The organism is Paenibacillus sp. OAS669, from assembly GCF_014873645.1.
In the GTDB taxonomy this organism is placed as follows: domain Bacteria; phylum Bacillota; class Bacilli; order Paenibacillales; family NBRC-103111; genus Paenibacillus_S; species Paenibacillus_S vulneris.
On the sequence record NZ_JADBDR010000016.1, the window covers coordinates 14,600 to 38,469 of the forward strand.

Annotated in this window: 20 protein-coding genes and 1 pseudogene; 3 read left to right on the forward strand and 18 right to left on the reverse strand. The window is 37.8% G+C overall.

All coding sequences use genetic code 11. The features are described 5' to 3' along the window. Positions 1-1,268 precede the first annotated feature (1,268 nt). The 13 genes and pseudogenes from GGC63_RS27310 to GGC63_RS35430 form a co-directional block, all read right to left on the reverse strand. On the reverse strand, positions 1,269-2,426 hold the full coding sequence (locus GGC63_RS27310) for a hypothetical protein (RefSeq protein WP_192705004.1): 1,158 nt from the start codon (positions 2,424-2,426) through the stop codon (positions 1,269-1,271). A 106-nt stretch (positions 2,427-2,532) separates the two neighbouring features. Further along, positions 2,533-3,480, reverse strand: a complete 948-nt coding sequence (locus tag GGC63_RS27315) for a hypothetical protein (RefSeq protein WP_192705005.1) — start codon at positions 3,478-3,480, stop codon at positions 2,533-2,535. Between the two features lie 126 nt (positions 3,481-3,606). Continuing rightward, a complete protein-coding gene (locus GGC63_RS27320; protein ID WP_192705006.1) occupies positions 3,607-4,800 on the reverse strand; it encodes a transposase in 1,194 nt (397 codons plus the stop codon). A gap of 253 nt (positions 4,801-5,053) precedes the next feature. Next, the gene (locus GGC63_RS27325) at positions 5,054-5,803 is read right to left on the reverse strand and encodes a hypothetical protein (RefSeq protein ID WP_192705007.1); all 750 of its coding nucleotides are present in this window, start codon (positions 5,801-5,803) and stop codon (positions 5,054-5,056) included. A gap of 280 nt (positions 5,804-6,083) precedes the next feature. Beyond that, positions 6,084-7,958, reverse strand: coding sequence for a DUF3732 domain-containing protein (locus GGC63_RS27330; protein WP_192705008.1), 1,875 nt, complete (start codon positions 7,956-7,958; stop codon positions 6,084-6,086). Then, complete coding sequence (locus tag GGC63_RS27335; protein WP_192705009.1) at positions 7,955-8,413, reverse strand: three component ABC system middle component; 459 nt, start codon at positions 8,411-8,413, stop codon at positions 7,955-7,957. Before GGC63_RS27335 ends, GGC63_RS27330 begins: the two co-directional genes overlap by 4 nt. Then, positions 8,388-9,650: a hypothetical protein gene (locus GGC63_RS27340; protein WP_192705010.1), complete on the reverse strand. Its 1,263-nt coding sequence runs from the start codon at positions 9,648-9,650 to the stop codon at positions 8,388-8,390. The genes GGC63_RS27335 and GGC63_RS27340 overlap by 26 nt, the downstream gene beginning before the upstream one ends. 266 nt (positions 9,651-9,916) lie before the next feature. After that, positions 9,917-10,096 (reverse strand): helix-turn-helix domain-containing protein, encoded by a 180-nt coding sequence (locus GGC63_RS34980; RefSeq protein ID WP_264082124.1) that lies wholly within the window; start codon positions 10,094-10,096, stop codon positions 9,917-9,919. Positions 10,097-10,168: 72 nt separating this feature from the next. Next, a pseudogene (locus GGC63_RS34985) lies at positions 10,169-10,297 on the reverse strand (recombinase family protein); the annotation flags it as partial. Then, complete coding sequence (locus tag GGC63_RS27350) at positions 10,260-10,526, reverse strand: hypothetical protein (protein ID WP_192705012.1); 267 nt, start codon at positions 10,524-10,526, stop codon at positions 10,260-10,262. The gene GGC63_RS27350 and the pseudogene GGC63_RS34985, both read right to left, overlap by 38 nt. 1,137 nt (positions 10,527-11,663) lie before the next feature. Beyond that, positions 11,664-11,855 (reverse strand): helix-turn-helix domain-containing protein, encoded by a 192-nt coding sequence (locus tag GGC63_RS27355; RefSeq protein ID WP_192705013.1) that lies wholly within the window; start codon positions 11,853-11,855, stop codon positions 11,664-11,666. Between the two features lie 4 nt (positions 11,856-11,859). After that, on the reverse strand, positions 11,860-12,234 hold the full coding sequence (locus tag GGC63_RS27360) for a hypothetical protein (protein ID WP_192705014.1): 375 nt from the start codon (positions 12,232-12,234) through the stop codon (positions 11,860-11,862). Beyond that, positions 12,218-12,412 (reverse strand): helix-turn-helix domain-containing protein, encoded by a 195-nt coding sequence (locus tag GGC63_RS35430; protein ID WP_192705015.1) that lies wholly within the window; start codon positions 12,410-12,412, stop codon positions 12,218-12,220. Before GGC63_RS35430 ends, GGC63_RS27360 begins: the two co-directional genes overlap by 17 nt. A 615-nt stretch (positions 12,413-13,027) precedes the next feature. On the opposite strand from GGC63_RS35430, the gene GGC63_RS27370 reads away from it, so the two are divergent. Next, positions 13,028-14,536: a recombinase family protein gene (locus GGC63_RS27370; RefSeq protein ID WP_192705016.1), complete on the forward strand. Its 1,509-nt coding sequence runs from the start codon at positions 13,028-13,030 to the stop codon at positions 14,534-14,536. A gap of 426 nt (positions 14,537-14,962) precedes the next feature. Here GGC63_RS27370 and GGC63_RS27375 read toward each other — a convergent pair whose 3' ends face one another. Next, complete coding sequence (locus GGC63_RS27375; protein WP_192705017.1) at positions 14,963-16,087, reverse strand: HNH endonuclease family protein; 1,125 nt, start codon at positions 16,085-16,087, stop codon at positions 14,963-14,965. Beyond that, positions 16,088-17,209, reverse strand: a complete 1,122-nt coding sequence (locus GGC63_RS27380) for an adenine-specific methyltransferase EcoRI family protein (protein ID WP_192705018.1) — start codon at positions 17,207-17,209, stop codon at positions 16,088-16,090. It abuts the gene before it with no gap. A 646-nt stretch (positions 17,210-17,855) separates the two neighbouring features. On the opposite strand from GGC63_RS27380, the gene GGC63_RS27385 reads away from it, so the two are divergent. Together GGC63_RS27385 and GGC63_RS27390 are read left to right on the forward strand one after the other, a co-directional pair. Continuing rightward, positions 17,856-18,524 (forward strand): hypothetical protein, encoded by a 669-nt coding sequence (locus tag GGC63_RS27385; protein WP_192705019.1) that lies wholly within the window; start codon positions 17,856-17,858, stop codon positions 18,522-18,524. Positions 18,525-19,380: 856 nt separating this feature from the next. Continuing rightward, positions 19,381-20,595, forward strand: a complete 1,215-nt coding sequence (locus GGC63_RS27390) for a recombinase family protein (protein ID WP_192705020.1) — start codon at positions 19,381-19,383, stop codon at positions 20,593-20,595. A gap of 405 nt (positions 20,596-21,000) precedes the next feature. Here GGC63_RS27390 and GGC63_RS27395 read toward each other — a convergent pair whose 3' ends face one another. The 3 genes from GGC63_RS27395 to GGC63_RS27405 all read right to left on the reverse strand — a co-directional run bounded on the left by GGC63_RS27395 (position 21,001) and on the right by GGC63_RS27405 (position 23,781). After that, positions 21,001-22,470: a recombinase family protein gene (locus tag GGC63_RS27395; protein ID WP_192705021.1), complete on the reverse strand. Its 1,470-nt coding sequence runs from the start codon at positions 22,468-22,470 to the stop codon at positions 21,001-21,003. A gap of 14 nt (positions 22,471-22,484) precedes the next feature. Beyond that, a complete protein-coding gene (locus tag GGC63_RS27400; protein WP_192705022.1) occupies positions 22,485-22,643 on the reverse strand; it encodes a hypothetical protein in 159 nt (52 codons plus the stop codon). Positions 22,644-22,875: 232 nt separating this feature from the next. Next, on the reverse strand, positions 22,876-23,781 hold the full coding sequence (locus GGC63_RS27405) for a hypothetical protein (RefSeq protein ID WP_192705023.1): 906 nt from the start codon (positions 23,779-23,781) through the stop codon (positions 22,876-22,878). Between the last annotated feature and the right edge of the window lie 89 nt (positions 23,782-23,870).

Here is a 23,870-nt window from a genome sequence, read left to right on the forward strand (position 1 = left end):
ACAAACTAATCATGACAAATAGTAGACCAAATATATCTATAACCCTTTACAATTAACAGTTCTTACCCCCACACACAATTCTTCCATATAAGCATTGGATTAGCACTTTATCTCTAAACAGGGTTCCATAAAATAGAACTTCATACTATCACCAAATTATCACCAACGATTAAAAACACTAACTAAAACAAGGTGCATAACTTCAGTTTTGAACTGTTCATCTCCAAAAGAATGATACCCTTAAATGAACCGTTTCACGGATAATTAAAGTCGTGCACAAATCCCCCATTTTCCCACTTTCCCTCTCAACTTTTCATAGCAAATCTATATTCAGTTTCGCAATAATATCTTGATATGGGCAGAGATAAAGATTGAGGAAAAGATAGGTAAAACTAGGGTGATTGATCGGGTAAAACCATGGGGAAAGGCGATTGAGTAAATGATTGGGGATCGATTGAGAAAGGCATTTGGATGGGGATAAGCCTGGGAAAATCATAGGAATACCAAGGGTTTCCGGTGCCGCGGCGATGGATCAGAAGATCGATTGCATAGCCCTGATAATTATCCTTGCGAGAAGAAAGACCGAGTGAGCCCCGGATCACGTCCCAGATCTTACTCGGTCTTTTTTTGGCTTTATTCCGGCGTTCTTCCCTATCGTATCCCTGGATTATCATGACTTTATTGCGATTTTGTCAGAGGTTTGTTTGTTATGGCAGAGGTTTATTTGTTTGTTACATCATTGTCAAAAGCAATTATAGTCATCCTGCCCATGTCACCTTTCCTTTCCCTCTCTCCACCTTACAGCCACAAGGCTTTCCAGCCTTCCTCCCTCCATCCCCCTATCCCGCCGCGCAATTAAAGTCGTGATGAGAAACGGGGCAAAATCGAGTTCAGAACGGAGAAAATCGGTGTCAAAAATGCAATTAAAGTCGTATTAGGAGCAGGGGAAAAGACAGGGAAAGGCTGGGGAAAGGGATAAAGACAATCGGAGGAAAACCAGATTTATCAAGGGGTTTCGGGTCTTGCGACCCTTTTGAAGAAGAGAAAAGAGCCGAGGAGAAACAGGAGTGGATACCTGAATTTCGCTCGGCTCGTAACATGGCTTTTTAGGCTTTAGTATGACTATTTAGGCTTTGAGATGACTTTGATTGCTATTTACAATCATTTCGTACAAGCAGCGCAACCGACTCCACATGTGTGGGTTGCGTAAAATGGACAAATTTTGATGTGGCAGTATTCGCTGAGTGGTTATTTTTATTATTTTTCGTTTATTGATCTTCTTCCTCTTGGTTAAACCCTACTCGTACAATTTTACCGTCCATTAGCAAGGGTTTTATAGGGTATTTTTTATTAGCTTGTTCAATAAATGCTATGTGTCCATCACTAGTATCTTTTTTATACTTTCTATAATGGAACAAGCCATCATCAGTTATAACCTCATCAAGTATAAATCTACCCACATAGTTCTCGTCCTTATCTCGAACCAAAATATCTTCATAATCACAGTTCAATGAAGAAATATCCTCTTCCGCAGTTTTTACAAACAAAATACTAATAACGTCATTAAGTTCATCAATTGAGTTATTTACTTCAGTAAAAATTACATTGAAACTATTACGAGGATCATCTTTAACCATTTGCCAGTAGTATTGAAGCTTATGGATTCTACCTTCAATGAACGCATCTAATTTGATGTCTTCGGTAATTGCATCAAAAAGCAAAATAATCTCATTACTAATATAGTCATAAACTGATTTAGTTATTGTTTGGATGTCTACACTGCTGAATTGATTTCCCTTTTTGAAGAAAGCACCAATCTCATTAGTTATTCCATCACCAAACAATTCACGAGACATTATCATTTTCGCGTCACTGATATGCTTAATTTTATTATTAAACTCAGTTAAATAATTGAACTCACTACTGCTTTGAATTCTCTCCAGAACATCCAAGGATTTAGTGAAAACCTGTAATTGCTGATCTCTTTTTAATACCGTAATTATTTTATTATAATCGACTTTTTCAATATTTCCGCTATTATTGGCTAGTAAAGCAGAGTTTATTACTTGAGCCATTGCATCCAAAGCATTCCTCAAATATTGAAAAAAGTCCTTTACGTACTTATCAATAAGAAAAGGGTAGTCCACAGTTATGCCGAACATATCCATCTTGAATTGTGGCAAATTGTCGTAACTTATTCCAACTTCTGCTGCCCCAGTTTTTGAAAATTGCTGTGAAACCTCATGGTTTATATTATCCTGCCATTCTTTATGCTCCTGCTCCATTTTCGATATAAGTGAATCAATCACATGACAGCAATACCCAGCAGTTACTACGTTCTTTTGGACATTTAATACAAATTGCCAAGCATCATATACGAAGTGCTCTGCTAAGAATTTCTCATACTCCTTTGAAAAGTATGTCATTTTATATCCCTCTTTTCGTTATAAAACTGTTGAAGTTTATGTTTCCCAATTATTTATCAACACGGTAAATTGACACTACAACATGACTTAAGTGATTGACTACACGCTATATAGCTCCATCGATACTTACTCCATTGAACAAGTTGGGGTAGATATTAAATACGTGCAAAATTTTATTAATTTTGGTGTTAGAGGTTATTGATACTAAACTCGGGATATCTTTAAACTTAAAATATCGATCATTTATACTACTTGAATATTGCTGCAATAAAAGCGATAAAAAGAATTTTTCACTTGAAGAAATTGATTTCACTACAGTGTCTAAATGATCAAAATTTATACCAACTACGTTTGTATTCTTATCAAATGCGCTTTGCCTAATTAATATACAATCTTCAAACTTTAGTAAAGGAGTAGCAAAGATTTCTACCCATAGATCTTTAATAAGTTTAAATTTTGTATACTTCTGATACTTTGTTTTTAGACATAACTCCAATTCTAATAAAACTTTCGTTAAGATATCTAAAAGAACCTTGGCTTTCTCAAGTGAAAAGATATTACCTTTAACAGTTCTTCCACCTAAGAGATATTCTCTGTTTGATACTGTATTATCATGTGCCAGTCTATTTCTATACTCCGAAACCTCTTCTATTGCAGTTCTATCAAACGATAATTCAATTGCCATGAGACTTTGTGCTGTTTGTAATAGAGCTAGCGCATTACCTTTCGAAATAGATTTGATTTCGGCATTAATAATAGTATCGATTATATAATTAGATGAATAAATATTATTGAAAATATCTGAATATTTTAGTCTAGGCTGTTTTTCATCTGATAACTTTTCGGGAAAGGCAGCCAGTATGCGCCGTAAAGCCTCACAAATACTACTTTCAAATAAAGCGAATGAGTAAACAAAAAATGCTTCGTAGTTATTTTTTTCCAATTGTAAAGACATATCGTTAATCTTTTCAATATTTACTCTAAGGTCATTAACCAGTTCTTCGCACACAAGTATCCGCATTCTCTCTTCACTACCCTTTATTTTAATGAGCATTTTGCATAATTCCGTTTTTGTAAATTAGGTAGCAGAATCCAAGGCCTAGTAGAACAGCATTTTTAGCTTGGTCGACTCAAAATACAAAAATGGGCAGACCTGCAGAATTTCTGCTGAATCAAAAATTTAAGCGGCGGCTTTCTTGGACCAACGGGCCATCGCTAACGCAGAAGCCAGCAACACAATGGCGTTTAGGTATTGGTGAGTGGTCACCTTCTGAATACCCCAGACGTGCATGGAGTCTGCAGTCAGATAAGTTTTCATCCTAGAGTTGCATCGTTCTACACTTGTTCTTTCGTTATAGAGTTCCTTCCAACGCTTCGTGTCCCGATGTGGACTCGAGTAGCGCCGCAAATCGCTGTGTGTATCGACTTTAACGACCATTCCATAGTTGGAAGATGAGCATGCAGCCATACCGAGCGGACAGTCGACCTTGCCTGTGGCGTGGGGACAGCGGAATTTCAGGTGATCGCCATCGGCTCCCCAATAGGTCATGGCAAATCCCATTGAGCAGCAGGGTGTGCCGCTGGAAGTCATGCCTGCAGATGGTTCCTTCTCATTGCGAAGATTCATCGGAATAATCGCCTGTGCCTTTACATTCCGCGCTGCTTCGTAGTTTTTGAGCTGGTCATAACCGGCATCAAGCATAAAGAATTTCACTTTCGTACCCATAGCCACTTGTTCCATGAGAGTCGAAGCCATATCGCCATCGTTGACATGAGCCGGTGTAACTGAGAGTGCCACTGGAAGCTCGCTTGTCGTGTCAACGGCAAGATGAAGCTTGTAGCCGAACCACTTGACCTTGTTGCCAAACGAGTCGAACTTCGCACCCCAATTCGCATTGCCGGTCAGCTCGCTTTTTCGTTTCGGTTGCTTCTTCTCATAGGCATGAATCGCCGCACTATCGATCGCCACATGATTTCCGTCAATGATTCCTTCTTGCTTGCCTTGCGCGACGAGATCTTCAAACAGACGCTTAGCTAGCCCTTTGTTGGTCAACTCGGCGAAAACACGGCTTAACGTCGCGATCGAAGGGGCATTCCTATCAAGTCGCAATCCACATTGATAACGAAAGCGAAGGTCCACGTCCAAACGGTGGTGCAGGCCGGTAAATGTATCTATGTTCTCAAGTGGGGCAGCAAGCAGCGCACGAAGAATTCCTTGTCTACAGTGACCATCCGCGCCTCGGGGTGAGCTATTTCTCAGTTCCTTGGCGTAAGGCCGTAAGTCAATGGAGCTAAAAAAGATTGGCAATCGTTCTTTGGATTCAAGTTTTTGTAGTTCCTCAAAGGAAAATAGACTTTCTTGGAGAATATACAAGTAACTTCACTTCCTTGGATGTTTTCGGGTTTGGTCGCTTGAAAACTTCTCCAAGTCGGGGTGAAGTCCCTTTTTTATGCTCAAAATCCTTTGTCTAACAAGGGCTCTGGTTTATGCAAAATGCTCAAATAATAAATCAAAACAATCCATAATTAATTTCATTTCTATAAGAGAGTCAACAGATGCTACTTAGCGTTATTTGATCGTACACATCACATTTAAATTAAGAGCGCATATCCCCCAATATTTCCATTTACTTTATAATTGCTAACTGTTTTTTACTCGAAAGCGTAGTACAAAATACATTAAAAGTTCCTGAAGAGCTCCATCGCCCAGCTACAACTGTAAAGTATTCCCTGTTTGAAAATATAACGTTCTTTATCTCCTTAAACAACTCTTCATCTTCAAACTTTAATATGAAGGTGTATTCCTCTCCGGCAGTAGAGGCAATTAAAGAAAGTTCCTTCTTAGCAGAGTCATAAAAATGTGGTTTTTTGCACTTGGCTTCAATAATTCTCCATCCGAACACACCTTTAGGGTACATGTAGACGCTTCTATTATCCAACAGCATTTTCCCAATTGTTACACCGTTATATGAATCAGAACAGTCATGGGCTTTACACATTGAATATATCTGCCGTATTGTGCGTGGTGGCGATGTTGTTGCAATTCCACCACAATGTTCTCCCGAAAATTCTTTTTTAGTCTGAGACTTGCTTGGCATAGTTAATGCTAATAATGCATTGTCAAACTCGAATGTATCTTCATCATAGTTATTTGGGTTAAATCCATTTGAAGCACCATGTGGACAATTATTTATATGTCCATGAGAATGAATTGCTCCAAAATATGATGCAGAGACACCTTCAATATTTCGTATAAACATATGGGCATCACATTTGTGATTTGGACAATAATAGCGATTACCCTTGTCTTGCTTTTGTGCGTTTCTTGCTAATATCTTTACTGTTCTAGCGGCATCTTTGTAAGCATACATTGCCATGAATGTTCCTCCTTGCGATAGCCGATAACAAGTTTCGAGCCACCAACATTACCACTCTTCATGTTTATAAGAATTTGAACTGTCTGTTTGCAAACACTAAATCTGACCTTTCCCGCGGAGCACTGTACCCTACATGTACTTATTATAAATGCAAAATGGCCCGAAAGAGGCCACTTTTTAAAGTATCCTCTTTCGGGTCACAGTTCATATATGTGGAACAGCTCCTCATCATATATGTGTCCTTTAATAGTGGTGTATGCGCTATAATCATTACAAGATATTACAAGAATTCATCAGGAATAAGGGCATTACCATCCCTAAACTCTTGATCGACAAGAATAACATTATTCAAGTTGGCCGTCTTCCATATTGACTCTGGAATATGTTCTAATACTATCATTTGAAATGTTTGGCCATATATTTCATTAATATGAGTTATAAAGTCGTTAAGTACGGTAAAAGCAATCGTTATTTTTGTTCTATCATCTTGTGGTATCTGTGACCATTTTTTTGTGTTTTTCTTGTTTCCTTCCTCACCGTAATATGGTCTACTAGGTTGATCAAAAATTAGAAGACTTGGAACATAAGGAGCACCTTGTTTTATTATCAACTCATGTATTCCAAGCATAAAACAAAGATGCATAAACATATGATTTGAACTACTCCCTACAACAGAAGGGACAAGTGCAGTCGGTTTTTTCAATTGTAGAATCTTGGTTTTATAATCAAATACAGATTGATAATCTTTGTATATTCCAAGTGCATCAGAAGATTTATTTAGATATTGTTGAATTAGTTCTTCTAGCAACCTGATAACTAAACTTCTATCAACAATTTCATTCTCAAGTTTTGACTTAAGTTGTTCAAGTTCATCTTTCTTTTTTTCTAGATCTTCTTCATTGAAGATCTCTTGATCTCCATGTTTAAATAACCTTAATTTGGATTTTATCTCCCCAATGAATACGAACTTTTCAATTTCCGTGTTAAAAGTTTTTTTATTTTGTGGGATTTTATCTATATCCTTTTGAATTTCATCAAGTTCCTTAGATAGTTTTTTTAGATCATCATCTATATTAATGTCAAATGGCCTTTTGTTACTTATCTCCTTTTTAATCTTATTCATTTCAGTTTCTAGAAAGTCGAGCAATTCATTTAAAATAGAATGCTGTAAAAGATGTCCGTAATTTTCTTTTAAATGATCTACTGGTTTGAGACTTTCAAATGTCTCCGACTGAAGTTGTTTGAACCCATTATACTCATTTTTAAATTTATTATAACTTCTAATCTTATGTTTGATATCATTCTTCTTTTTTTGTAATCTTTCAAGCTCTTTCATGTTTTCAGATGTATTCATAAATTGAACATTTTCAACTACATGCTGTAAGTTGACTATATCCTCATTTAAGCTATTTGTTTCAAGTGAAATTAAATCGTATTCTTTTGCTTGTTTAACTATAGATCTTAAATCACTATCAAATACACTATTTTCTTTTAAAATAGCATTTTTTCGTCGCTCCAATCTCAGAATATCTTTTTCTAATGTATCAATCTTGTCCTTAATTATTATGTTATTAACAGTATCAATTCCAATAGCTAGATCAAATATTCTATGAAGGGCTTCTTTGTATTTTTCATCATTTTGTTTATCGAAGAAAACTTCGCTATGGTCAATAGTATCTCCAGATTGTGTATTGAATAAATAGAAATATCGTAGTGATATTTTGCTTCCAGCCTTTAATTTTTTACCACTGTACGGAATAGTTACATTGCTATCAATCGAAAACTCCTTTTCAATTACAGCTTTTAATTCATCTTCAGTAATGTTTGGATTAGGCTCAATTGGAACATCACCGATTGGGGAGAAGTAGTATAATGAACTTACTTTTCGATTATCACTTAACGCCCCTCTAGCAATTACATATTGTTTATCGTTTATCTCAAATTTAAGCCCGTACCAATTAATATTTTCATTAATTTTTTCATCAGGTATTTTTGTTTTACTGGCAAAGAAACAATAATCTACTATATCAATTATTACAGACTTACCTGTACCACTTTCACCTGTAATTACATTTATTTTGTTCTCAAAAAAAGGGATTGAACGTACTTTTTTATTTTTGAGCCATAAATTTATTTCATTAATAACGAATCTCATAATTTCACCTTCAATTGTAGGTATAGGTTCTTATCATTGTCATTAAGAATTTCCGATAATTTTTTCCCAGCTATTGAGATATTGAATGCTCTTAGTCCATATGCCTCTTTGTTTATAGCAAGTTTTCTCTCTGGATTAATAGAGATTTTGGAATTTTCTATTTTTATAAGTTCTATCTCTTTAAGCAATATTAAAGAATTGACTGACAACGTCAAAAGAGAATAATAACGCTCGTTATAATTTGAAAAGAAATCGGGTCTTTTAATTATAAATTCCTCAAGACTACGCAAGGTAGTGTTGTTGTTTTTCAAGAAATCGAGTGTGCCTTGATGCGAAATAAAAGGGAATATAAGCATTGATTTAGCGACGCTGATGGTTTGTAAATGAAGAAGTACTGAATAGATAGCTATTGCTCCAATCATTTCGTTATTATAGAGATTTTTTTGGGTCATCATGTTTATACTTTTCCCCCCAGTCAATTCGCCACCCAATTAATGGTTCATTGGACAACAAATAAAATTGACCATTACTCAATTCAGTATCAAGTGCTGTCTCATCAAAGATAAGTTCATTTTTTCTAACAGCATCTACGCACTTCAGAGCAGCTAAAACGATATCTTTTTCCGAGGGTGCTGTTCCAAACATTTTTAAATCTAAATTGATTTCCCGATGGACTTCGTCATGACAATTCCTCCACCTTGCAATACAGTCATTGTTGAATTCGTCGATTTGTTCTTGCACTATAAGTCCTCTATTAAGCCAATCCATCAAGTGGTTATTGATCTGTAACATATAACTTGCAAGTCTAAGCATTTCCGCCGTGGCGGTCTTATCTAATGCTAAAATGTCAATCAATTGTTTGATAAATACTTGTTCTTCTATAGGCTTATCAAAGTGAACAGGGGTTTTATTGATGGGTAACTTGTCATTTCTACCTTTATCAAAATATAAATGAAAATCATGGTAAAACTCTTCAAAGCTAATTACATTTTTAACTTTCGATTTAGTATTAATATAGTTACGTTGTCTTAAATTACTATCCACTGAATTGAATACATCATCAATTTTTGATTCTTTTACCTGTTTTCCTTTAATTCTGCTTTTTATTCTTATAATTAAATCGTCTTGATCAAGTTCGAATTCGAGTTTAGCAAAAAACATAGTAAGCCATTTTTGTGGTTGTTTTCTTAGCGATTCAACATACTTCTTAATATCCTCATCAGAGGTGGTTGATTGTAAATCCTCTAAGTATTGCTTTACTTCCAAAATACTAATTAACTTTTGCTTGAGGTCTTTGATTTTTTTGAAGAATTTGTTAGTTGTATTACTAGCCTTATTTGAAACAAGTATGAAAGAAGTTTGCTCTATAAAAGCAAGTTGCTCTTTACTTTTTGACCTCCCATCTAACGGATCATTAATAATATTGACCCAGTTAGAAAGTGTTTTCCACAAGTCACTGTCCCGTTCAGTTAAATTAACAACTTCTCCTGAAGCATTAGTTTGTATTGAATGTTTCAATTGCATTAAGACTTGAGAACCATCATTTAAATCGATATGCACATCGTCTTTAACTTCAATGCCTATTTTCATGCCTTCTTCCAGGCCTAATAATTGGTAAAGAAAATAATAATATTGATAATCAAAACCTATTGATTTATCTTCTGCGTTTGTTTTATCCTGAAATGTTTTCAATAAATTCACCTCTATCACTGCCTTTTTGATTAAGTTCGACAAATTCCTGTTATTTCCTTTTTAATGTGATTCAAAAAGATCATATTTGACTTGTGCGTACAAATGAATTTGAAGAAAATATCATACGGCTCTGATGAGGGCAAGCCTCAATTCAAAGTGAGTAAGCTGATCATTCGACACTGGGGGGATCATTGGAATTCAGTTTTTGCGTTTAAGTAAAGAAAAAGAGCCACCCTTTCAATGGGTGACTCTAACATCATCGTTTATCAGAACGTAAGCGATTCTCTGACCGCTTCAACAGTATTAGTTATTGATTGCTTCCTCCGTTTAAGTTCGCGATAGAGCGAACCTTTGCTAACTCCCGTCATTTCCTCAATTTGAGCTATAGTAAATTCCCCGCTCTCATGAAGCTTCACCGCTTTGTCTAATTTCTTCTTATCCGTCATAGGGCGACCTCCCTTGCGTCCACGTGCTCTAGCTGCTTCAAGCCCCGCTACAGTACGTTCACGGATGATTGACCTCTCAAACTCTGCAAAGACAGCCATCATTCCAAACATAGCCTTTCCTGCCGCCGTAGACGTATCAATGTTATCAGACAGACTTACGAACTCAACGCCTTTCTTGTTCAGTCTGGTAGAATACTGCATCACTTCCGTAAGTTGCTTTACTTAAGCGTTCTAACAACATATCCATTGACTCAGCACTATTAGAAATCCTAGTACCCACATAATATGTTCCATTTTGTCTTTCAAACAAATCTAACCATCCATAATAGAGACCATGATGAATTGTATCATATTCCCCAAACTGTTCCCCACTATGCAATAGGTCGATTACTTTTTTTGGTGCTTCTTTTAATGTTAGTACTCTTAACACATTTCATTCCCCCAATGTCGTTTTGTATGGTAGCCCTTATATTATTAATGGTCGCTACATGCTTAGGAAAAGGTGCAAACAACAATTAGGAAGGCTTGAATGAGGGAATTGGAAAACTTTCACTAACTCTAATTGTGCTGGAAGCTTACATAACATCATCTGAGGGGAGTCGGAAGAAGTGCAACGTGCTTCTTGAACTACAACAGTTATCTCCCCAATATGTCAGCTAACAAGAAAGCTACCGTTACTTGCCGCAAATGGAGGTCACAACAAATGGCAGCCAACACTGTAGCTTTAAGTTGACACCTACACAGAAAAAGTAAAATTTTGGGGAGGTGGGTCAAATTTTGATATACCTCTATCAAGTTCTTCATCTTCCCAACTTTACGTAAGGCGAGCGTAGCGATGCCTATGGGGAAGACCGAGCATAGCGAGGGATTCCACATCGTTACAGTATTTTTATTATTGGTGGGGTAGCCCTCCGCTACGCTACGGTCTACACCCACGGGCTTCGCCTTGCTCGCCCTTTCATTTAAGTTCGATATCTTATCGTAATGTATATATGATTATGGAAAACTTACTCCCCCCACAAGGGGAAAGAGTAAAGGAAGCGTGAATTAAGGCTTCCTACATGACATCTGACGTGCTCAGGTACGGCTTTACCACGTTTATATTAAATATAAGTCTGTCATGACTCCCTCGCCTTTCGGCGACCGTGACGGGGCTACTAAAAAGTAGAATCTGAGGTTGAGTTACCAACTCAAATTCATAACTAACCATCTAACGGGGCAACATCGACTGGTCAAAGCCGAGCCAGTATTTTTACGTGTTCTCCTGTAACCACGGGTGAAGCCGATATGAAGTTTCAGGCTAATTATGACCAATATCATTATCTATATACCTACTATATAGCCCGCGGCGGTCAACTCTACCGATATCGCACTTTACAAAAGTTCTCCAACGTCTCACAACCAAAGAATTTTAATAAATCAACCTCATGAATACGATAAGTGTACATCGACTGCATACCGTCATTAGAAGACCTGTAACACGGTATTTTATCCAAGTCACAGTATCGTTTAATTTGCTGTGGGCTACATTCAAGGGAGCGGGCTACACGCTCACAAGTCCATATTTTCATTCAAACCCCCTCCGTCCATGTGAGAGGATATAGAACTGATGCAATTCTATCTCAGGAATCCTTACGGTAGTTCCTCCCAAATGAACAGCGAAAAGTTTACCTTCGTCAATCCACTTCCTGACGGTCTTCTCTGCGACATTAAACATCTCTGAAACTTCATTGACAGTGTAGTGTCTTTTATCAATCATCGTGTCACGCTCCTAGAATATAGTTTCTTACGCTTCCTGCATCTACTTTGTAGATACCTTTTTCCATTTGTGCTTTCAGCTTTCCCGCCTGAATGAGTCGATGTACGGCGACTTCAGTAAGTAGTCCTAACTTGGTCATAGTCTCTTGAACTGTTAGGCTTTCTGAACGCCCTACAGAAGGCTTACGGACTTCCTGAAGGGCTATCCCGCTTCTAGCGGCATACTTTTCAAGACTGCTCTGAATAATACGTGTGCTGCCATTTTCAGGCTTAGATTGCTCCAAGTATCCGTATTGGCTGAGTCGTAGCACCTCTTGTTCAGTCATGCCTAGCTTTGTGGCGGCTTCGGTGAGTGAGAACGCCCTACTGTTGATTATCATTGACTTTACCTCCTGACATGTCTTGAAGCATGAAATTCCTTAGTCCCGATTGTGGGATTCTGATAACCCGCCCAACCTTTACAGATGGAATAGAACGGCTTGAAACAAGTCTGTGGAGAGTTCGATAAGAAACCCGCAGAAGGTCTTTAGCTTCCTGCATTGTTAGCAGTTGCTCCATTGATTCCACCCCCTTTCAAATATTGTCTACATACAATATAGGTATTTGATTCATTGACTGAACAAGAGGGACGTAAAAAGCTATAGCGGTTCATATTAAGTCCGTTCAATCATCAGAGTGTTTGTTCTTGATTTGAAAGGAGAGGGGCAAAGGCAAGCTAAGGCAAATGAGGTCTGTAATGATGGTATCTAGGAAAAATAAGTAATCCGAGGCGGGGAGGAAATTTGAATAATAGGGGTACTTTTTACAGCATTTTAAACATTATGAATAGCAATAGAAGGTATGTATATCAGAAGATTACATGTCAATAATAGAAACATTCACGCTCCCTTCTTACAGCCCCGCCAATCAGTTGCGGGGCTTTTTGTTTTTAATAGTCTAATATCTTTGCACATTTTCGTAGCCTTGGCACGACCACTGATATTGAGTACACCAAGGAGGCGACTATATTGAAAGTGACTGCAAAATTCACTTCAGATATTCAACTGCAAACTATAATGCTAGAGCTACTTAAATCCCGAGTTGACACATTGATAGAGCAGTCATACGATAGTAAGCAAGCGAATACTGTCACATCTCAAAAACATGATTCCAGAGGGGGAGAATGTGCATGAGATGTGCCATTTATGCAAGAGTAAGTACACAGGTCTTGATAGTCAGAAGGACAGGCTTGAAAGCCAAGTATCGTTCTTTGAGAACCACATAAAAGAAAAAGGTTGGCGATTGGTGGAAGTTTATGCTGATGAGGGGATAACTGGTCGTAGTATGGCTAAGCGTGAAAGTCTAAAGCGACTCATTCGCGATGCAGAAAAAGGTCTATTTGATGTAGTTCTAATCAAAGCATTATCTCGGCTTTCAAGAGATACGCCCGACACAATAAACATTGTTAGAACGCTTCATAGCCATAATGTTGAGGTGTTTTCGTCTAGAGAGGGAATGATTGATGATGAAATGATTTTATCTGTCATTTCAGCGGTCAATCAGAGACAAAGCGAAGATACATCTTATAACATTAGTTGGGGGATAGCAGTAAAGTCACGAGAAGGAATATTTCACGGTACGCCGCCCTTTGGCTACGACAAAGTGAAACCGGGAAAATTAGTTCCCAGCCCTGTTCACGCTCCCACTGTTCAGCTAATATTCGACTTATACCTGAACAAAGGCATGGGCGTTCAAGCAATAGCCAACTTTCTAGATGAAAAAGGTATTCTTCCTTCTAGAAAGAAAAGCAATAAATGGCATGATTCATCTATTCGGCTAATTCTAACTAACCGTCATTATACTGGCGACTTGGTTCAAGGATGCTCTAAGGTTGACAGTAAAGATAAGAAATTCCTTCAAGACAACGGCTACAAGAAACGGCTTAAGATTGATGAAAGCGAATGGATAGTCGTTCCTAACCATCACGAACCACTCATTACTCGTGAGCAGTTTGAAGCCGTTCAGGAGAAAATGAAGCAAAAAGCTGTGCGAGTGTTCAGGGGCAGAGGTCGTAAACCGTTATTTGCGAGGGTGGCGTTTTGTGCGGATTGCGGAACAGGGATGAATTTTAAGAATGACCGTAAATCCTACGTCTGCTCAACCTATCAGAAGAACACGGCTAAAAAGTTTTCCTCCCATATCATCAAGCATGACGCTCTAAAGCAGGTTGTCCTTAGTCATCTAAAGGACTTACTTGAAAACTCCCTGAACATGAAATCGTTAGTAGACGTGACAATTCAACGGGCAGGAATTAAGAAAAACAACGCTGTTAAAGAACTTGATAAGGTTCAACGCGCAATCACCAAATTGGATAAGGAACTCGTTCAGCTTACAAGAAATTGGACTAATGGCGATATTGATAGGGAGATGTTTAACGCTTGTTGTGGGGCGGTCAGGAATGAACGCCAAACATTAGAGGAACTAACGGCTCGGCTTCAAACGGAGATAGCCCACGAACACGATACAGAATCGCGAGTATCAGCATTTAAGGTGGAGTTGATGAAGTTCGCCGCGTTAGACGTAAGCAACGAGGAAATCCTACGAGATATGATTCACAAAATGATTAACTCCGTAGACGTTCACGGAGACGGTTCAATCGAAATCAGTTACAACTTTCAAAACCCATTAAAAGAGGGGGCGTAGCCTAAAAACGGCTAGCCCCTTCTTTCCATCAATATTACGCACTCCACATGTGTGGAGTAATCAGTGAGAACAACCTAACGAAGTGCTTTCGCCAAATAATTTATGACTACACCATTTGTTTGATTTGCTATTGCTTCTTTCTGCCATCACCCATTGCAAAGAAACACAGAGGTAATGCAATTATCATTCCAGCCGTAATAAATACATCTTCCCATACACCACGACTTATGTATTGACCAATTTATTTGAAAATCATAATTATGAAAATGATGCCAATAATTGAAGCTACCACTAAACATCCATTTCCAAGAACCGCCGTTACTGCTTTACGACCAAAAATTAAAATCAAAAATATTAACCAGTCTGCACGCTGAGAGCTGTTATATTTAATATTAAGTTCATTCTACATGTGCCGAGATGAATACTTTAGTACTTATCCTTCTTTTTCCCGTTGCAGTCTTTGCAAAGCATTTGACAATTTTCAGGAACGGTATGACCTCCCTTGCTCCACGGCTTAATATGGTCACCTTCCATCTCATCATACTCAAAATGCTGCGTACAGATTGGGCATATTCCGTTCTGACGGCTATATGCAGTCATTTTATCACGCTTATCAAAGGCTCTAAGACTCAGTAAACGTCCTGCAAATGGATCTTGATCTTTGCATAACAGAAACTCATAAATGCCTTTCTGTTTTTGCACATCTTCGTCCTCGTGCAACCGCTTAACTTCAGTATTCATAAGAGACGAATTGTATGTATTGGAATGATAGGTATTGTATAGATGACACCAATCTATACCTTTCATATCTGAATAGTATTTTGGGAAAATCTTTTCAACCCAATGAATTACATCTTGGAAATATTGCCATAATTCATCAGCATCTGAATCAGCCTTATGATCTGACATATAATCTGTAATATCTTTAATATCCTGATATTCACAAATTCCTTTTAATGCTTTTTCAAGTAATTCCTGACGATTTGGATCACCTGTAATATATCTATCCGAAAGGCGTTTGGCCGCACAATTCCTTTTTGAAAAGTGTTGTTTTGCATCTGTTAACCATTTGCCTGTATACACGGAATTCCGCAATTCTTGGTCAGTTAAACGCGCCCCTGCAATATTGACGACTCTAAACCATTCAAGTTTTTCCGATTCGCTACCTTCGCAAATATAGACCACAAACTCATAGTCCATTATCACTTCGAATGTATCATTGGGTAAAGAGTCCCAATAATACTTTTTGGAGTTTAATGTAATCGGAAATTGGTGTTTCAAATACTGCATAACAGAAAGAGTTCGTTGCTGACCGTCAAGTACCTCGTATTCATCATCGCCGACCTTTACCCAATACATCACATTCAGTGGAAATCCTCTAAGAACAGTATGTATTACGGCTTCTGCTTGCTCTTGATCGTACACAAATTCACGCTGGTATGGCGGACGGACGGTGAGTTTCCCATCATATGCAAAAACACCATCGTCACCATTATCAATATAGTTGTTAAAAACATCACGTACTTTTATTTGCTTCTGTGTAATATTCATTTATAGGCCTCCTTTCTCAGGGTTCTTATTACGGATTAGAATTCGGGCAAACGCAATTTTTGCTTTACCCGTATTATCATAATAGCAAAGATTCTTCATCCCTTTTGTGTAATGACCTGTCCCGCCTTGCTTTCTGTAAGTTTCCAAAAAATCTTCCGGTATATTTCTGATACCAGCTTTTGTAATTTCATCTTCACGTTCATATCCAATTATTTCAAACTGATCAGGGTTGTACTTATCCATAAATGTTTTTGGAACACCCATCACACCTTCATAATCACATGGTATTTCCGATGTTAAATTAACGTCAATGCCGTCGAAGTTCACATATTTGGGATAATCGTCAGGATTATATCTTCTATATAAGATTAGATTTTCGTGGCGTTTATTCAAATCTAAGTTTGTAAACCACATTACGCCAGAAACCCTAATCAGACCATCTTTATGCTGAGACGATACTGCGTAATCTTGGTATGGGCTTTCAAAGAAGGCGACATTTCCTTTAAAACCTTTTCCGATCCACAATTTATTGTCCTTGAATAGAGGAAATATTTCTTTATAAGTAACAGCATTTTGATTACCAATAATCACAAATTTTTTGTTATATTCCATAAGTTGAGCAACATATTCTTTGAATTGCGAAAATGGAGGATTCGTTACGACAATATCAGACTGCTTTAAATACTCAACACATTCTTCAGAACGAAAATCACCGCTACCTTTAAGCTTTTTTACACCCTTTTTTTTTGACTTCAAAAGACGATCAATATCGTTGTCTGATACGCCACGCCCATTTTCCATTGGAACTTCAGTTATATCCATGACATATCCATTTTTGGTAGTTACAAGTTCCTCTAAATCGTCAAAAAGCGTTAACTGCTTTCCTATTACAGGCGAACCACTATAAGATGTGCAAATCAAGCGCTTCAGCCCAAGATAATTAAAATTCTTCAAAAAGAACTTGGAGAAATTGGACTCATATGGATCGTCGCAGTTGCACATAACTGTTTTACCTTTAAAATGTTCTTCGTAATTATTTAACTCCGCCTGAATATCTTCATAACGGGTATAAAATTCATCTTTTTTAGCGGTTTTTGCTTTGGACAGCTTTTTGTTCGGCATTATTTTCCTCCATAAATGCTTGATAACAACATTCTATACGCTTAATTCAGAGCCAATATATACAGAATTTCGATCTTTTACAATCCTAACCACTCATACTCACTGACATATATTTTATCAATTCAACCTTCGAGTTACCACTATCAACTTTCCCACTCTCAGGTCGATATCCCTCAAGGTCTTTATCAAGTATGAAAAATATGTGTTCTTATCAAACGTGATTCTGTATATTAGACAATTATCGGAACCCATCCACGCTGCACACAACGATAAATCACTTTGAATTTAGTCCATTAATCTTATTCCATAAACCAACTAATAAATCCTTTATTCGACGGCGATTTCCTACTATTATACCTCATGCTACCGTCAACTTATTATTTATACATAGTGCGAACACCATTTTCTCAAAATGTTGCGTTAAGGTGCGGCAGCGATTGTATCATATCCCCGCACCGCACCTTTATTATCAGCTATTTGAGAGAAGAGATCACCAAGCAAATTTAAGAATTGTGGGACAGCATGGTACACAGGCTTACAATCAAGGTTATCACCACAGAGCTACCATCCTCTTAACTCATTTTTTCCTAATACGTATAGGTATAGTGTACGGAATGGATAGTTAAAGTGAAAGGGGATATTTCTTGTGAAGAAGTTCTTAGAGAAAATGATATTCAGACCTTTTGAAGAAGTAGGAGATGTATCGGGAGAACTTTATTCGATAAACACTGGTTATTATTTACCTATTCCCGATATATTAAGACGCTGTTACTTTTTACAGCAATCTGAAAAACAAGTATTATTTGAGCTTGTGTCGTGGGCAAGTTCAAATGAAGATAGTGATGAAATTGGATATTGCTCCGTTCCCGAACTAATTATTAGGGGAGCTACCAATTTGTCGAGGAGTAGCAGTATGAACGCTATTAAAGTACTTGAGGAAAAAGGATTTATAGATGTTCGGCGTTATTTTAATCAAAGAAACCGATATAAAATATTGTCTCTATCAAAGAATCCCTATGTCCTACTTAGCGAATGGGTTCATTGGAACAGGAGGCAACAGATTAGCAATTGGGAGTCTATCGAAACTACATTTGAAAATCCCGATTCTCTTGCTGCTTCCGTTCATTGTTACACAGAGGCATCACTTATGTTTGTGAATACCCAGGTGTTCTATATGCCATTCATTTTCCGACTGGCTGCTTCATATGACCAAAACTTTATTGATGAGTATAATAAAGTGATATATGAAGTATCTGAGAAAATCGGAGAGCTCTATAAAATATGTTTGGCAAAACAAGGCCGACAATGTTCCTAGCCGCTTTATAGCGGCCTTTTTGATGAGAAAATTTTAGAATTAATAAAGAGAATTTAATATTTCATGCTCTTTTCCAAGCTCACACTAGCTAAAAATTATACCTAAAGATAATAAAAACTGCTACAACCCTGTCTATTAATTAAACCCTATTATTATCATGTTATTATCTTTTATTATTCTAGTTATAATCATAATCCTCCGCCCAACTCCGTTGGTCGGGGGGTTTTTTATAGAAGCAAGCACCAAATCTCTGCAATTTGTTCCTAGAAAAATCACGTCGCTCTCTGACCAAAACTCCAAAATCGCTCCGTTCCAAGGCATAGGGGGGTATATTTCTTAGAAGAAAACATTAATTCCAACCATTTATTTTTCTTGACTTTCGAAACAATCCCTAATATATTCCTGCTTACAGTTCTTTGAAAACTGAATAGTTTATCCCCCGTTCCCCAATCGTTAGCATAGAAGTCGCTACAAGGCGACTAGGGAGGCGGGAGGGCACTATAGATGGAGAAGATCATCAGGGAGTAAAAGACGCTAGAAATTGATTTGAGAGGTCAATAGACGCAAAAGAAAAACGGCTTCACATAGTCCATGTAATAAAGGACGAGGAAGCGTTCTGTACTAGACTTACTCAAAATGGACTGTTATAAGTCCCGCTCGTACTAATTCAACTATTAGCTGTTCTAGCGACTCTTGAATTGACTGTGTTCCAATGTATTCGGCTTCCTGATTCACGTCTCCTCGCCCTCCCTCCTACCACATCTATACGATAGGGGAATTTAACAGTTAAGCGGGCTAAATTATGGCGAGAGCACCTCGTATAGGTTAAGTGAAACTAATTCAGGAGGAACTACCTATGCGGTATGCTATTTATGCAAGAGTAAGTACTAAATTAGATAGCCAAAAAGATAGTATCGTTAATCAAATATCGTACTTTCAACGATATGTGGAAGAAAAAGGCGGCACTATTTATGGCGTCTATTCAGATGAAGGTGTAAGCGGCGTTAATGTGAAAAATCGTCGTGAAATGCAACGGTTACTGAATGATGCTCGAGCAAAGCGATTCGACTATATTCTATTCAAATCCATATCCCGCTTCGCACGTGACAACCAAGATGGTATTAACATGAAGCGGGAGATGGACGAGCTAGGTATCGGTATGATATTTATGGAACAAAATATCGATACCCTATCAGTCGATGAGTTCCAATTCATGGTATACCTAAGCTTTGCACAGAAAGAGAGCGAAGGAACCTCTGCACGTGTTAAGTGGGGGAGAACTGAAAAAGCAGTTAAAGGAGGATTTAACGGTTCCCTCCCGCCCTTCGGCTACAAACGGGATGGAAATAGTCTTGTATTGGACGTTCAATATGCAAGCATAGCAAGAGATATCTTCCGTCTTTATTTATATGAGGGCTGGGGACTAAGCCGAATATCCAAGTACCTGTGTGACAATAAAATCCCTACTCCTAGAACTATTGCTGGAGCAAAAAATGCTGGTGAGTCATGGCAACAAAGTACGATTAAACTAATTCTAACCAATCCAGCTTACATGGGGCATATGATACAGCACAGGAGTCAGGTTAAGAGTATTAGGATTAAGAAACGTACAATCATTCCACCTGAAAACCAAATCGGAGTGATGAATACTCATCCCGCCATCATCTCGGAGGATGAGTTTCATCAAGTTCAGGAGAAGTTAAAACACAAGGGATTGAAAAGGAGTAATGGTCAGGAAAGTATCTTCGCACATATTGCCATATGTGCTGATTGTGGTATGGGAATGCACTACAAGAAGGACAGGAATGGCTATCAATGCGGACGGTATGGTAAATACGGTAGGCAGTATTGTTCCTCTCATCTCATTAAGTATGATTCTTTCCTAACCCAAGTGAAAGAGGCATTAAAGGAATTAAAACTTGGCGGGAGAGTGCATATTAAAAAACTTAAGGAGATGGTCGATACGGAAACGAAGAATCAGCAAACCAATTACAGAAAAGAGCTTAACCAAATTGAAAAAAGGTTAACCTCTTTATTCGCAAACAAAGTAGCCTTCTTGAGCAACAATTAGAAGGGGAAATTACTAAGGAGGAATGGAGAAGGCTACATTCTTATACTGGAGGAGAGATAGAAGCCTTGGAGCAACGTAAAGCTGAACTAAGCCGATTCATGCAGCGTGATGAGAAAAGGAGAGCCGATTCCGCTCCTTTGAAAAGCAGGTCAAAACTCTCCTAAGCCTTAATTTTGAGAACGAAAAAATTCTAAAGTGTATTGTAGACAAGCTCATTCATAAAATTGAGGTTTATGAAGGCGGCACTATCAAAATACACTATAACTTCCGTAATCCAGAAGTACAGCAGGGAGCGTAAGCACAACTTACGGCTCCCTTCGTTTTAGCAACACTGTACACTCCACATGTGTCGTATGTTGGTCACTAACAAATCACCGATGATATATCCAAATCATTGCGTCTTGCTCATGTTGGAGTGGTAAATCGATAATATATCTTAGGTGTTCCATCCGCTTGAACTTCGACCTTATCAACCAACTGGTGAAGCATTTCTGGGGTCAGCTCATCTAGCTTTAAGAATGATTGTATTTCGTTCTTCAATCGCTCTAAGTCAAATTGAGAATTACTCTGAGAGGAAAATCTATGTTGCTGAACCTGTGCCTGTAATTGTTGTATCTCATGATTTGAAGTAGCAACATATTCTTGGTAGTCAGAATCCGAGACAGTACCATCAACGAGTTTTTTTATCAAGGCATTCTTAGAATCTTTGAGTCGAATGATTCTTTTCTCTAGTTCAGCAACCTGCTTTTCACGTATCTTTCGTTCTTTTTCAGCAGTTGCTTTGATCTTAATTAAAACCGCTGTTTCATCTAACGTCCTAGAGAGTTCCCGAATATCATCTAAGATAATACTTATCAGTCTAGCTTCTTTAATAGTGTGTTGTCCACAAGCATGTTTACCGTGCTTTAAGTGCGTTCCACAAACATAACCTTCACGATGTTTAATGTACCACAAACTTTTACCACAATCAGCACAAAAAGCGACATTTGTGAAAAGGTGCTTCTTACATTTGGGACGCTTCTTCTTTCGTCCATTCATCATATCTTGAACCATTTGAAATTGTTCCCGACTAATGATAGCTGGGTGGGTATTGGGTATCACAATTTGCTCATCCAAAGAAACCTTGTCTCTTGTTTTGACAGTAACACTAATTGTCGTCTCTCTGCCTTGTACTAAATCACCAGTATAGTGAGGGTTAGTCAGAATCAGCTTTATTGTCGACCCATTCCAATACATACCTGCGTTCTTTTTTCCTACCGTCTGTGAAGGAGTTTGATAACCTTCGCGAGTAAGCGTTCTTGCAATGGCATCGAACCCAATACCCTGTAAATACAACTGAAAGATTCGTCTCACTACTATGGGAGTATCGTCTTCTCGTAGAGATAGAACTCCGCTTACAACATTATATCCGTAAGGGGGGATAGACCCCTTAAACTCCCCCCTACGTGCTTTAGAAGCAAACGAAGACTTGATTCTTTCAGATGTTCTCTGTGATTCTTGTTCATAAAGCCAAGCGTATAAACCAAAATTTTCAGAACGACCTTCCATGGTATTTACTGCATCATCTAACGTGATGATATGAATACGATTTGTTTGAGCAATATCACGTATTTCATACGACAATTTACCGTTACGTGCAAGGCGGGACAATTCCTTCGCAAGAATAACATCAAATTTACGTTGTTTCGCATCGCTTATGAGGCGTTGTAAACTTGCTCTCTTGTCAGTAGTACCTGTCTCAACATCAACGTAAAACTCATGCACGTCCCAACCTTTATCCCCAATGTAACGATAGAATAAATCCCTCTGATTATCCAAGGATGATTTCTGTTCTTCCTTATTAGTAGAAACCCTTAAATATATTGCGCATCTCATAACCATGTTCTCCCTTAATTTTCTTGGTTATGAGAAGGTAATGTGGGTACATTTTCATTCTCTTGTCTAGTGATTTTATCTACAATTTTGCCTATTTGATCTTCTACAATTGGCATGAATAGGCTCATGAATGAAGCAGTTGCATTAGGATTATACACACGAATAACATTCATCAAAATATTCCCTCTCTCGAAGCACACCCCTTGCATTTTATGTTTTGTTTAGTAATTTCCTTATGTTTATCGATTAGTGGTTATCGTTGGGCTAATAATATTCAATGTAAGGCAGTTGCTTTATCTTTATTATTAAGTAAAATAAGAACTAGGTTTGTTTAATTTATTCCACGATCTTGGACTTTTTATCGTTATCGGCAAAATAACGTGTCCTTATCGACGGAAGTGTTATCTATTGGCTAATCGTCAATGGACTGAGACAGTTCCCTCTGGGAATTGTCATTTTTTTTGCCTCAGTTTTTCGATTGGCATATGTTGAAGAAGTGTATATTTTTCGTAGCGTTTGTTCATCGAACATCTCTTGTAGTCGTTGAAACCCTAGCATTCGTTCAATCTGGGCTATGTTTACTCTGTTCTCTAGTAGCCACGATAAATCCAGCTCATCAAACTCTGGCGGGTATTCAATTTCCCCAAGTACTTTCCCCGTCATGTATTCAAAGAACGGCTTCCCAATTAACTCAACCGCTAATCTAGTTGGAGAAAACTTCTTCATATCATTGGTACTTGGCTTGATCTCTAAGCGAAGTAAACCTCTTGACTGTTCAATGATATAATCTGGCTCTTTCATCTTGGTTAGCTGTGCTTCTTTGTCGTAGAAGATGATTCTGCTACTTTTGTTTCTGTATTCGACTGTCTGATCTTGGTTGTATGTTATGGTACTCTTGAAAGCAAATTTCTGTTTACTTAGCAATCTGACATACTTGGGAACTTCATTACCCACTTGAAAGTTCCAACTTACATCACATCGGATGACTGTCCAACTAGAGTGCGGAATTTTTACAAAGAATAATTGTTCTAGTCGTTCTTGAAGTCGATCAAAGAATACTGGTATATCCGTTTCTGTAACCTGCTGAACATTGTTCCCAAATAACAGCTTTGGAATGGAGACTTGAACATCAAGCATATGGCTACCGTCATAATAAGTGATGTATGGCAAAAGTTCGTCATATACCTTATATGTGGTACGGAGTTCTCCTGTACTGCTGTTATAGGAGGTAAATGACTTCGGATTGTGTTGATTCAAGTAATGTGAATCAAGATCAATAAATCTTGCTCTTAGTTGTACAGTATCAAACATCTTTTTTTATCAAACCCCTTTTTGTTATTAGTAAATGATCATGTAACCTACAATCTTGGACGAGATTAGACATGTTATAAGAACGGGAC

Coding starts and splice junctions, on each gene's coding strand:
- GGC63_RS27390 (WP_192705020.1), top strand. CDS start 19,381: ATGCGGTATGCTATTTATGCAAGAGTAAGTACTAAATTAGATAGCCAA.
- GGC63_RS34980 (WP_264082124.1), bottom strand. CDS start 10,096: ATGACGGATAAGAAGAAATTAGACAAAGCGGTGAAGCTTCATGAGAGC.
- GGC63_RS35430 (WP_192705015.1), bottom strand. CDS start 12,412: ATGGAGCAACTGCTAACAATGCAGGAAGCTAAAGACCTTCTGCGGGTT.
- GGC63_RS27375 (WP_192705017.1), bottom strand. CDS start 16,087: ATGAATATTACACAGAAGCAAATAAAAGTACGTGATGTTTTTAACAAC.
- GGC63_RS27380 (WP_192705018.1), bottom strand. CDS start 17,209: ATGCCGAACAAAAAGCTGTCCAAAGCAAAAACCGCTAAAAAAGATGAA.
- GGC63_RS27330 (WP_192705008.1), bottom strand. CDS start 7,958: ATGAGATTCGTTATTAATGAAATAAATTTATGGCTCAAAAATAAAAAA.
- GGC63_RS27315 (WP_192705005.1), bottom strand. CDS start 3,480: ATGCTCATTAAAATAAAGGGTAGTGAAGAGAGAATGCGGATACTTGTG.
- GGC63_RS27360 (WP_192705014.1), bottom strand. CDS start 12,234: ATGATAATCAACAGTAGGGCGTTCTCACTCACCGAAGCCGCCACAAAG.
- GGC63_RS27355 (WP_192705013.1), bottom strand. CDS start 11,855: ATGATTGATAAAAGACACTACACTGTCAATGAAGTTTCAGAGATGTTT.
- GGC63_RS27405 (WP_192705023.1), bottom strand. CDS start 23,781: ATGTTTGATACTGTACAACTAAGAGCAAGATTTATTGATCTTGATTCA.
- GGC63_RS27370 (WP_192705016.1), top strand. CDS start 13,028: ATGTGCCATTTATGCAAGAGTAAGTACACAGGTCTTGATAGTCAGAAG.
- GGC63_RS27395 (WP_192705021.1), bottom strand. CDS start 22,470: ATGAGATGCGCAATATATTTAAGGGTTTCTACTAATAAGGAAGAACAG.
- GGC63_RS27325 (WP_192705007.1), bottom strand. CDS start 5,803: ATGGCAATGTATGCTTACAAAGATGCCGCTAGAACAGTAAAGATATTA.
- GGC63_RS27310 (WP_192705004.1), bottom strand. CDS start 2,426: ATGACATACTTTTCAAAGGAGTATGAGAAATTCTTAGCAGAGCACTTC.
- GGC63_RS27400 (WP_192705022.1), bottom strand. CDS start 22,643: ATGAATGTTATTCGTGTGTATAATCCTAATGCAACTGCTTCATTCATG.
- GGC63_RS27335 (WP_192705009.1), bottom strand. CDS start 8,413: ATGATGACCCAAAAAAATCTCTATAATAACGAAATGATTGGAGCAATA.